General features: G+C 51.6%; 10 protein-coding genes. 6 read left to right on the top strand and 4 right to left on the bottom strand.

Translation table 11 applies throughout. The annotated features are described in order from the left end of the window. Nucleotides 1-731: SEC-C metal-binding domain-containing protein (locus ABF287_RS00595; RefSeq protein WP_347183083.1), on the top strand; the 731-nt coding region annotated here is incomplete at its 5' end. Nucleotides 732-816: 85 nt separating this feature from the next. Here the strand turns inward: ABF287_RS00595 and radC are convergent. The 4 genes from radC to ABF287_RS00575 form a co-directional block, all read right to left on the bottom strand. Beyond that, nucleotides 817-1,584: a DNA repair protein RadC gene (radC, locus tag ABF287_RS00590; protein ID WP_347183082.1), complete on the bottom strand. Its 768-nt coding sequence runs from the start codon at nucleotides 1,582-1,584 to the stop codon at nucleotides 817-819. A gap of 86 nt (nucleotides 1,585-1,670) precedes the next feature. Then, nucleotides 1,671-2,822 carry a molecular chaperone DnaJ gene (gene dnaJ / locus ABF287_RS00585; RefSeq protein WP_347183081.1) on the bottom strand — a complete coding sequence of 384 codons (1,152 nt, stop codon included), beginning with the start codon at nucleotides 2,820-2,822 and terminating at the stop codon, nucleotides 1,671-1,673. A gap of 72 nt (nucleotides 2,823-2,894) precedes the next feature. Beyond that, the gene (gene dnaK / locus ABF287_RS00580; protein ID WP_347183080.1) at nucleotides 2,895-4,817 is read right to left on the bottom strand and encodes a molecular chaperone DnaK; all 1,923 of its coding nucleotides are present in this window, start codon (nucleotides 4,815-4,817) and stop codon (nucleotides 2,895-2,897) included. Nucleotides 4,818-5,111: 294 nt separating this feature from the next. Beyond that, complete coding sequence (locus tag ABF287_RS00575) at nucleotides 5,112-5,933, bottom strand: ABC transporter permease (RefSeq protein WP_347183079.1); 822 nt, start codon at nucleotides 5,931-5,933, stop codon at nucleotides 5,112-5,114. A gap of 144 nt (nucleotides 5,934-6,077) precedes the next feature. Between ABF287_RS00575 and cysQ the strand changes: the two genes are divergently transcribed. The 5 genes from cysQ to ABF287_RS00550 all read left to right on the top strand — a co-directional run bounded on the left by cysQ (nucleotide 6,078) and on the right by ABF287_RS00550 (nucleotide 10,774). Further along, complete coding sequence (gene cysQ, locus ABF287_RS00570; RefSeq protein ID WP_347183078.1) at nucleotides 6,078-6,875, top strand: 3'(2'),5'-bisphosphate nucleotidase CysQ; 798 nt, start codon at nucleotides 6,078-6,080, stop codon at nucleotides 6,873-6,875. Next, nucleotides 6,875-7,675, top strand: coding sequence for a manno-octulosonate cytidylyltransferase (locus ABF287_RS00565; RefSeq protein WP_347183077.1), 801 nt, complete (start codon nucleotides 6,875-6,877; stop codon nucleotides 7,673-7,675). The genes cysQ and ABF287_RS00565 overlap by 1 nt, the downstream gene beginning before the upstream one ends. Before the next feature lie 175 nt (nucleotides 7,676-7,850). Further along, complete coding sequence (locus tag ABF287_RS00560; RefSeq protein ID WP_347183076.1) at nucleotides 7,851-8,747, top strand: UTP--glucose-1-phosphate uridylyltransferase; 897 nt, start codon at nucleotides 7,851-7,853, stop codon at nucleotides 8,745-8,747. A 9-nt stretch (nucleotides 8,748-8,756) separates the two neighbouring features. Continuing rightward, on the top strand, nucleotides 8,757-9,743 hold the full coding sequence (gene galE / locus ABF287_RS00555) for a UDP-glucose 4-epimerase GalE (protein WP_347183075.1): 987 nt from the start codon (nucleotides 8,757-8,759) through the stop codon (nucleotides 9,741-9,743). After that, nucleotides 9,740-10,774 carry a glycosyltransferase family 2 protein gene (locus tag ABF287_RS00550; protein ID WP_347183074.1) on the top strand — a complete coding sequence of 345 codons (1,035 nt, stop codon included), beginning with the start codon at nucleotides 9,740-9,742 and terminating at the stop codon, nucleotides 10,772-10,774. The genes galE and ABF287_RS00550 overlap by 4 nt, the downstream gene beginning before the upstream one ends. Nucleotides 10,775-10,837: the final 63 nt, after the last annotated feature.

Here is a 10,837-nt window from a genome sequence, read left to right as displayed (position 1 = left end):
GTGAGATCATGGAAGCCGATGACATCAATGAAATCGTGACGGATATGCGCCACGAAGTGATCGAAGATCTCGTTGATGCCGCCATTCCGCCGAAATCTTATCCTGATCAGTGGGATGTCGATAAGCTCTATGTGTCTGTGCTTGAAAACATCGGCATTGATGTGCCTGTTAAGGAGTGGGCCGACGAAGAAGGCGTTGATGACGAGGCGATCGTTGAGCGTCTCGTTGCTGCATCCGACGCGTTGATGGCGGAAAAAACGGAAGCGTTTGGTGAAACTCAGATGCACCAAATTGAAAAGCAATTCTTGCTGCAAACCGTTGATGGAAAATGGCGCGAGCACCTTTTGACGCTTGAACACTTGCGGTCCGTTGTTGGGTTCCGCGGGTATGCGCAACGCGATCCGTTGAATGAATACAAGAACGAAAGCTTCCAGCTTTTCGAAACAATGCTTGATTCATTGCGTATCGAAGTCACTTCCAAGTTGTCACGCGTTCGCCCGATGACTGAAGAAGAGCGCAGCAAAATGATTCAGCAGATGGTTGCGCAACAGGCCGCTGCATCCGCCGCTGCATCGCAAGCTGCCGACGCGTCACAATTGGCCGAAGACATCCAAGACGGTGCGCGCGACTTTGACGAAAACAACCCTGCAAGTTGGGGCAACCCTGCGCGCAACGATGCCTGCCCTTGCGGGTCTGGCAAGAAGTTCAAGCACTGCCACGGCGCTGTTTAACGTCTCATTAGGCGAGTTGCTTAAAATATAAATGCCGCCGGTTTCGGCGGCATTTTTCGTTTGCGGTTATCAGTTAATTGGGCGGCTAGAGGTAGCCCCCAGATCGGAAGCTGAGCTCCGTTGATTTGCCAATGATCAAGTGATCATGGAGATGTATGTCCAACGCCTCAGCAGCGTCGCGAATTTGTCCGGTCATGGTGATATCCGCATCCGATGGTGTGGGGTCACCAGACGGGTGATTGTGGACCAAAATAAGCGCTGAGGCGTTGAGTTCCAGCGCGCGTTTGACCACTTCACGGGGATACACCGGAACATGGTCAACGGTGCCTTTTGCCTGTTCCTCATCCGCAATCAAAATGTTTTTCCGATCAAGATACAGAACGCGAAACTGTTCGGTTTCTCGGTGCGCCATGGTGGTGTGGCAGTAGTCCAAGACAGCGTCCCAGCTGGAGATGACAGGGCGCTGCATGACCTTTGCACGTGCGAGCCTATGTGCGGAGGCCTCGATGATTTTGAGGTCTCTGGCGACCGCGCCATCGACGCCATCGATTTCCATTAGCCGCATAATCGGCGCGGACAGGACGCGGTTGTAGTCCCCAAACGCATCAATGAGAGCCTGCGCGATGGGTTTGACATCGATACGCGGGAGAGAACGATAGAGAATGAGTTCCAACAGTTCATAGTCAGGCATTGCCTGCGCGCCGCCCTCAGCAAAGCGGTCTTGCAAGTTTTTCTTGTGATTGCGCAGATAGCTTGGCGGTCGAGACGGCAAGGCAATGGGTCTAGCGTCATCTAGATCAAACAGCCATTGCGGCATTTCTCGAAATTCTGTTGAGCGCGGATCCGTCGTCATAATGCGACAAGTGTTCCGTCGATTCGCTGAAAATTTGGTTAATTTTTCCTAACCCGCCACAGTTCAGCGCGGGTTAGGATATGAAATCAGCTTTTCATGCCATCCCAGAAGCTTTTGACTTTCTTGAAGAAAGTAGAGCTTTCAGGGTTGTTCTTGTCTTCACCCAAGTTTTCAAACTCACGCAGGAGTTCTTTTTGCTTGGACGTCAAATTGACCGGTGTTTCCACCGCAAGCTCAATAAACATGTCACCTTGGCCTGCGCCGCGAAGGGCTGGCATGCCCTTGTTGCGGAGGCGCATTTGGCGACCTGATTGGCTTCCCGCAGGAATTTTCACACGTGACCGCCCACCGTCGATGGTCGGCACTTCGATGTCACCACCAAGGGCCGCAGACGACATGGAAACAGGAACGGCGCAGTGCAAATGAATGCCATCGCGTTCGAACAATGCGTGCTGACGCACCTCAATAAAGATGTACAGATCGCCCGTCGGTCCACCGCGCAAACCCGCTTCACCTTCGCCAGCAAGACGAATGCGTGTACCGGTTTCGACGCCAGCAGGAATGTTGACGGAGAGGGAGCGTTCTTTTTCAACGCGGCCTGCGCCCGCACATTTGCCACAAGGGTCTTTGATCATCTGGCCGATGCCACCACAGGCAGGACAAGCGCGTTCAACTGTAAAGAAGCCTTGCTGCGCGCGTACCTTACCCATGCCCGCACAAGAGGGGCAGGTTTGTGGTTCGGCGCCGTTTGCAGCTCCTGTGCCATTACATCCGTCACAGCCTACAGCGGTTGGAACGGAGATGGTTTTTTGAATGCCAGCGTAAGCGTCTTCAAGGGTGATGCGCATGTTGTAGCGCAGGTCTGATCCGCGTTGTGCGCGTGAGCGTCCACCGCCACGTTGTTGGCCACCCATAAAGTCGCCAAACAAGTCGTCAAACACGTCTGAGAAAGCTGAACCGAAGTCGCCTTGGCCATGTCCGCCACCTGGGCGACCGCCACCCATGCCACCTTGTTCAAATGCAGCGTGACCATAGCGGTCGTAGGCGGCTTTTTTGTCAGGGTCTTTCAGGGTGTCGTAGGCTTCGTTCGCTTCTTTGAACTTGGCTTCTGCTTCAGGATTGTCTGCGTTGCGATCTGGGTGAAATTCCATCGCCTTTTTGCGATAGGCTTTTTTCAGTTCACTCGCGTCAGAGCCTTTGGAGACACCAAGTACTTCATAAAAATCGCGTTTTGCCATGGATTATATCCTCCAGAAATGCGGCGGCCGACACAAATAAATCTGCGTCGGCCAACCGAATTTCAATGCGGTTTACGAGCGCTTATCGAGGTCCTCGAAGTCAGCATCAACGATATCATCGTCTACGCTGGAAGGGCCTTCGTCAGCTTCGTCCATGCCTTCTGGCGCTGCAGCTTCCGCTTCAGCTTGGGACGCTTTGTAGATCGCTTCACCAAGTTTCATTGCAGACTCGGTCACGTTCTGAATGCCAGAGCGAATTTTCTCTGGGTTTTCAGTTTCGAGTTGATCGTTGAGCGCTGCGATGGCCAATTCGATGGCTTCGACAGTGGTCGGATCAACTTTATCGCCGTGCTCTTGCAAAGATTTCTCGGTGGAGTGGATAAGGCTTTCCGCTTGGTTCTTGGCTTCGACAAGATCCTTGCGCTCTTTATCCGCTTCAGCGTTCTCTTCAGCGTCTTTTACCATTTTCTCGATGTCATCATCGGACAGGCCGCCAGAAGCTTGGATTGTGATCCGCTGCTCTTTGCCGGTGCCTTTGTCTTTGGCGCCAACTTCGACGATACCGTCGGCGTTGATGTCAAATGTAACTTCGATTTGTGGCATGCCGCGTGGTGCAGGTGGGATGCCTTCGAGGTTGAATTGGCCGAGGATTTTGTTGTCGGCAGCCATTTCACGCTCACCTTGGAACACACGCAAGGTCACAGCAGATTGGTTGTCTTCGGCAGTTGAGAAGACCTGTGATTTCTTGGTTGGGATCGTGGTGTTGCGATCGATGAGGCGTGTGAACACGCCGCCGAGTGTCTCGATACCGATGGAAAGTGGTGTCACGTCGAGCAAAAGAACGTCTTTGACGTCGCCTTGCAAAACGCCAGCCTGAATAGCTGCGCCCATGGCAACAACTTCATCAGGGTTCACGCCTTTGTTTGGCTCTTTACCGAAGAACTTCGTCACTTCTTCGATAACTTTCGGCATACGTGTCATACCACCAACAAGAACGATCTCGTCGATGTCAGATGTGGACAGGCCAGCATCTTTAAGCGCAGCTTGGCAAGGTTTGATCGAGTTCTTGATCAAATCAGAAACGAGGCTTTCCAGTTTCGCACGTGTCAGTTTCATCACGAGGTGAAGGGGCTGACCGCCGTTTGGATCCATGGAGATAAACGGTTGGTTGATCTCAGTTTGCTGGCTGGAAGACAGCTCGATTTTGGCTTTCTCAGCAGCTTCTTTAAGACGCTGGAGGGCCATTTTGTCTTTGGTGAGATCAACACCATTTTCTTTTTTGAATTCGTCCGCGAGGTAGCTCACGATACGCATGTCAAAGTCTTCACCGCCAAGGAATGTGTCGCCGTTGGTGGACTGAACTTCGAATACGCCGTCGCCAAGTTCGAGGATGGTGACGTCGAAAGTACCGCCGCCGAGGTCGTAGACCGCGATGGTTTTTGTGTCTTGCTTATCAAGACCGTATGCCAACGCTGCCGCTGTCGGCTCGTTGAGGATACGCAGCACTTCAAGGCCAGCGATTTTGCCGGCGTCTTTTGTCGCCTGACGCTGAGCGTCGTTGAAGTACGCAGGTACGGTGATAACCGCCTGTGTCACTTCTTCGCCGAGGTATGACTCAGCTGTTTCTTTCATTTTGCCAAGGATGAAGGCAGAAATTTGGGACGGGGAGTATTTCTCACCGCGAACCTCAACCCATGCGTCACCATTGCCGCCATCGACAACTGCGTAAGGGAGGTTCTTTTTGTCTTTTGCCAGATGCTTGTCATCGTCGCGACGGCCGATCAGGCGCTTCACTGCGAAAATGGTGTTGTCTGGGTTTGTCACTGCTTGGCGTTTCGCGGCTTGGCCGACGAGACGTTCAGAATCAGTGAAGCCAACGATGGACGGGGTTGTCCGTGCACCTTCAGCGTTTTCGATGACACGCGGCTGCGAACCATCCATGATTGCGACACAGGAGTTGGTTGTCCCGAGATCGATACCAATGACTTTGGCCATGCTCAAAATCCTCTTCTAGGCGATGTTGTAACGTCGGGCCCACTGCGGCACCCTTCGTTAATCCCATGGTTTAAATCGGGTAAGCCCGATCAATGCTTCTCGGCGTATATAGGGAGGCGCTTTGACCCCTGCAAGTTGTCGTGGCCTTCAAGAGCAGGAAAATTGACGTTTGAAGGGGGTAAGTTGCGTTTTAGTGTGAAAAATTTGTCGGATTAGGCATGTGGCCCCAGATGCTGTCGTAATTTTGGGCCTTAGACGGCGGTGCCGATTCAGCGCCGCCGCGGCTTGATTGTTCTATCTACCAGCACCCCAGCTTGCGGAAACGCGCGTGCGGGTAAAAAATTGTGCCAAAAGGCCGATGGTGAGGAGTATGGCAGTAATGACGATCGGGTAGGTTATTGAGCTGTTGTGGGGCGTATAGTTCACAAAGACGAAGCCGCGCGCTTGATCGATACAGTGGAAAAGAGGATTCCACGAAAACAAGACAAGGAGAGACCCAGGTAGCGTGTTTGCGAGAAACATTTTGCCGGAAGTGATCATATTAGCACGGGTATAAATGGTGCTCGTGATCTGCGTGAACTGTGGAAACCAAGGGCGTAAGGACCAAAAGATCAACCCGATTGAAACCCCTGAAAGCCAGGAGAGAAAATACATAGAGATTGCACCAGGCAGATATTGAACGGGCGCCACGCCCCATCCCAAAAAATAGACCGACAAAATGACAATGACTGAGAGTGTTTGAATATAAAGGGAGCTGAGGGCTGCCGCGCTGATAGCAATGGCTGTGTTCATTGGGGCGTGCTGCATCATGGGTGAGTCAGCGCTTTCCGCCCTAGAAACCGACTTAATGGCGGCATTGTGCGTAATAAAAAGAAAAATTCCGGACATGATATACAGGACAAAGTCGCCACGAATTGCCGTGCTACGCATCGCCAGAACGTTGATCATGAACGAGAAAAAAACGACAAGCATTAGCGTTTGCGACATCGCAAGCAAAAGCCCAATGATCGGACTTCCATGAGACTGCCTGACCTTTCGGACGGTGCAGTTAAAGATCAATTTTAGAATTGAAAACCCGACGGCAAATCCGGTTTGTCGCCTGTGGTAATGGAACATTTGCAAAATCCTGTGACAGTTTCACATTGGAATAGCATTGAAATCTTGCTGTTCCTTTAGCGCCGTAGCATAAAGTGCAAAATTAGACTAATCAATGTGACTGCGTTTTCAGTGTGCGCAAAGTAAACCCTTAGGAGCCAGATCTTGGATTTCGAAAAACTTACCCCGATTATGCGCAAATTGGCATTGGAGGCTGGCGATAAGATCATGGAGATTTACAACTCCGATGATTTTGAAGTGAAATCCAAATCAGATGATAGCCCTGTCACGATTGCAGACGAGGCCGCAGATGCGATGATTTCTGCTGGCCTGCGAGAAAGCTTTCCAGATGTGACCTTGATCACTGAAGAACAGGCTGGGTCACATAGCCTTAAAGCTGAAACGTTTTTGATCGTTGATCCGCTTGATGGCACCAAAGAGTTCATCAACCGCCGCGGTGATTTTACTGTGAACATCGCCTATGTCGAAAACGGCGTTCCGACGCGCGGTGTTGTGTATGCGCCAGCGAAAGACCGTTTGTTTATCACGGGTGCAGATGGGCAGTCTTACGAAGAAGTTGGACCTTTCGCGAAAGACACCATCGGGACTCTCAACAAGATCTCGGTGTCAAAGCCTGACAATGACGGCCTTTTGATCGTTGCGTCGAAATCGCACCGCGATCAGGCGACTGAAGACTACATCAACAAGTATAATGTCAAAGACAGTAAGTCTGCGGGCTCTTCTCTTAAGTTCTGTTTGGTTGCGACGGGCGAAGCTGATCTTTACCCACGCGTTGGCCGCACAATGGAGTGGGACACAGCCGCGGGTCACGCTGTTTTGTCTGGTGCAGGTGGTCACGTTGTGCGTTTCGATAATCACGCGCCACTGACATACGGCAAAGAGGACTACGCCAACCCCTTCTTTATTGCCTATGCGCCAGGCGTAGATTTGAAGGAAGCTTAATGTCCGTTCTTCTTGTCATCCCCGCACGATTTGCCTCCACCAGATATCCTGGAAAGCCTCTTGTCGAATTGACTGGAGCGAGTGGGGAAAAGAAATCTCTTATTCGCCGCAGTTGGGATGCCGCCATGTCAGTGTCTGGCGTAGATAAAGTTGTGGTCGCCACGGACGATGACCGCATTCGTGAGGCCTCCGAAGCTTTTGGGGCGGAAGTGGTGATGACATCCGAATCCTGCGGCAATGGCACGGAACGGTGCGCTGAAGCGCTCGAAAAGCTTGGCGGTGCCTATGATATTGTCGTGAACTTGCAGGGCGACGCGCCTTTGACACCATCTTGGTTTGTTGAAGATTTGGTTGCCGGCCTTAGAGCACATCCAACAGCCGAAGTTGCGACGCCGGTTTTGCGCTGCGATGGGCGCGCTTTGAACGGGTTCTTGGCGGATCGACGCGAAGGGCGTGTTGGCGGAACGACGGCTGTGTTTGGCGCTGATAAAAAGGCCCTCTACTTTTCCAAGGAAGTGGTGCCGTTTACGTCGAAAACTTTTGCTGATGCGGATGAAACACCAGTATTCCATCATGTCGGCGTTTACGCGTACCGGCCCTCTGCGCTTGGGGCATACCCTAAATGGCCAGCGGGTCCTTTGGAGACGCTCGAGGGCTTGGAGCAATTGCGCTTTTTGGAGCGTGAGCGTCCCGTGCTGTGCGTAGAAGTGGACGCACGAGATCGCCAATTCTGGGAATTAAACAACCCCGAAGATGTGCCGCGTCTCGAGTTGATGATGAAGGAAATGCATTTCGATTAGGCGATGCGCCCATCTTTTAATCAATGTATTAAATATATACCCTATATCAGGTCAGAACTTGGCAGTGTCGCGACGCTGGAACTTTTCCCACTACAGGGCATGGGAATTATCGGTACCTTGTAAGACACACAAATTTAATAGCCGCTCTTTATAGGTAAAGAGCAAAGGAGTTGAGATGACGCGCAAGGTAACAAAAGCTATTTTCCCAGTGGCCGGGCTCGGGACACGCTTCCTGCCTGCAACAAAGTCGATTCCTAAAGAAATCATGACGCTCGTGGATCGCCCGCTGATCCAATACGCGATCGACGAAGCGCGCGCTGCTGGAATTACAGAGTTCATTTTTGTGACATCTCGTGGCAAGGGCGCTTTGGAAGACTATTTCGATCATTCGCCTGTGCTTGAGCAAGAGCTTCGCAAAAAGGGCAAAACCGAAATGCTCGACATGCTGAATAACACGAACATGGACAGCGGTGCGATCGCATACATTCGTCAACACAAGGCGCTTGGACTTGGTCACGCTGTTTGGTGTGCGCGCCGCCTGTTGAGCCCAGACGAGTCCTTTGCAGTGATCCTGCCAGATGATGTTATCGCAGCTGATAAACCGTGTTTGCAGCAAATGGTTGAGGCACATCAAGAACTTGGCGGCTCAATGGTGGCCGCGATGGAGGTGCCTGCGAACAAGGTGAGCTCTTATGGTGTGCTGGATGTCAAAGAAGAACTGGGCGCCGCCGTTTCTGTAAACGGCATGGTCGAAAAACCGGCACCTGGAACTGAGCCTTCAAATTTGGCAGTTATCGGTCGCTACATTCTGTCTCCTGACGTTATGAAAAACTTGCATCAAATGAAGCAAGGTGCGGGCGGCGAAATTCAGTTGACCGATGCGATTGCCGATGAAATCACGGCAGGCCGTGACGTATATGGCTACCGTTTTTCTGGTCAGCGATTTGATTGCGGTTCAAAAGCGGGTTACTTGCAGGCATCGATTTCGTTTGGCTTGTCACGTCCAGAGTTCCGTGATGAACTTCAAGAATTCATTGACGAACTGTCGAGCGCGCGCGCTGCGGCGCAGTAGGAGTTAATAGTGACGCACAATGTTCTTGTCACTGGCGGTGCCGGTTACATTGGGTCGCACGCGTGTAAAGCATTGCGTGCGGCGGGCTATGTGCCCGTCACTTTTGACAATCTTTCGACCGGTTGGGAAGACGCGGTTAAATTTGGACCGTTTGAGCAGGGCGATCTAATGGATCGCGCCCGCTTGGACGCGGTTTTCGCCAAATACCAACCAATCGCTGTGATGCATTTTGCTGCCTTTAGTCAGGTTGGCGAAAGCATGACTGATCCTGGAAAATATTGGCGCAACAACGTCTTCGGCTCGTTGCAATTGATTGAGGCGGCGGTGGACGCTGGGTGTTTGGACTTTGTCTTTTCGTCCACTTGCGCGACGTTCGGGGACCAAGACAACGTGGTGTTGAACGAAGGATCTGTTCAACTTCCGATCAACTCATACGGGGCGTCGAAGCGCGCCATTGAAGATATTCTCGCGAATTTTGAACAGTCCCATGGATTGAAAAGCGTCATTTTCCGCTACTTCAATGTTGCGGGCTGTGACCCTGAAGGCGAAGTTGGCGAGTTCCATCAACCTGAAACACACCTTATTCCTTTGATGTTGGACGCGATCGCGGGGAAACGAGATGCGTTGACGATATTTGGAACTGATTATGATACACCGGACGGCACATGCATTCGCGACTATGTACATGTTTGTGATTTGGTGGATGCGCATGTTTTGGGGTTAAAGTGGCTTCAAGATGAAAAAGGCAGCCGTCTTTTCAATTTGGGCACTGGCAAAGGGTTTTCTGTTCGCGAAGTGCTCGATGAATCGCGGTCTGTGACCAACAAGGAGGTTCCGCATGTTGAAGGTGAACGTCGTCCAGGGGATTGCACCAAGCTTGTATCCGGATCGGAACGCGCTGTGACAGAACTTGGCTGGACACCTGAGCGGTCTGATATGAAAACCATGATCAAAGATGCCTGGAATTGGCACCAAAACGGCCATTACGACAAGTGATCAAGGCGATCGCTGACTTACTCAAACGAAATTTGGCGGACTATAAGTTGCGCCTCAAACGTCGTTGGCTTTTGTTTCGTGCGATACGTAAGTCTGGTGAACTCAGCACTGTCGTAAATCGCACGGCAACAATTCAGAAAAATGACATTCTTTGCTTTGCAACTGTGCGCAACGAACGCGTGCGGCTTCCGTATTTCCTAAAACATCACAGAGCCTTAGGTGTTTCGCAGTTCCTCATCGTTGACAATGCAAGCGATGACGGCACGCGTGCGTATTTGGAAGATCAACCCGACGTTTCTGTATGGAGCACGTCGACGAGCTACCGAAGTGCGCGGTTCGGGATGGATTGGATAACGTGGCTGCAAATGCGCTACGGGCGCGGTCACTGGTGTCTGACGTTGGACGCAGATGAAGCCATGGTTATTCCGCATCATGATGCGCGTGACCTGAAGGATTTGACGGCCTTTTTGGACCGCAAACGCGCTGAGGTTTTTCCTGCGCTGATGTTGGATTTGTACCCTAAGACCCGTCTTGATGAGGCAAAATATACCACCGGCGCGCCATTTACGGATGCGCTTGGGTTTTACGATGCCTATGGATACGACTGGGAGCAGCAACCCAAATACCGCAACATTTCAATACGAGGTGGCGTGCGCAAACGGGTCTTCTTTTCGAAAAAACCTGATCTCGCGCCGCATATGCACAAAACGCCGTTGATTAAGTGGCGTTGGCGATATGCGTATGTCAGCTCCACCCATATTGCTTTGCCAGCGCGTCTAAATCGAGGATTTGACGCCCGACATCGTTTGCCGACAGGTGTTTTACTTCACGCTAAATTTTTGGATGAAGCGTTGCGGCAGTCTGTTTCTGAACCTATTCGCAAAGAGCATTTTACCCATCCTGAATTTTACAACGAGTATTATGATGCGGTGCGGTCCAATCCAATATTGTGGGACAGCACTTCGCATTCCTATCAGGGCTGGGCGCGTCTGGAACAAGAGGGCCTGATGACCCGCGGCGATTGGGATTAGGCTCGCCACCATTCAAAGCATTGTTTTCCGAGATTGAATAAGCCATTATTTGTATTGGGAAAT

It is taken from the genome of Pacificibacter sp., from assembly GCF_039769035.1.
In the GTDB taxonomy this organism is placed as follows: domain Bacteria; phylum Pseudomonadota; class Alphaproteobacteria; order Rhodobacterales; family Rhodobacteraceae; genus Celeribacter.
This window is presented reverse-complemented; position numbering and strand designations above follow the sequence as displayed.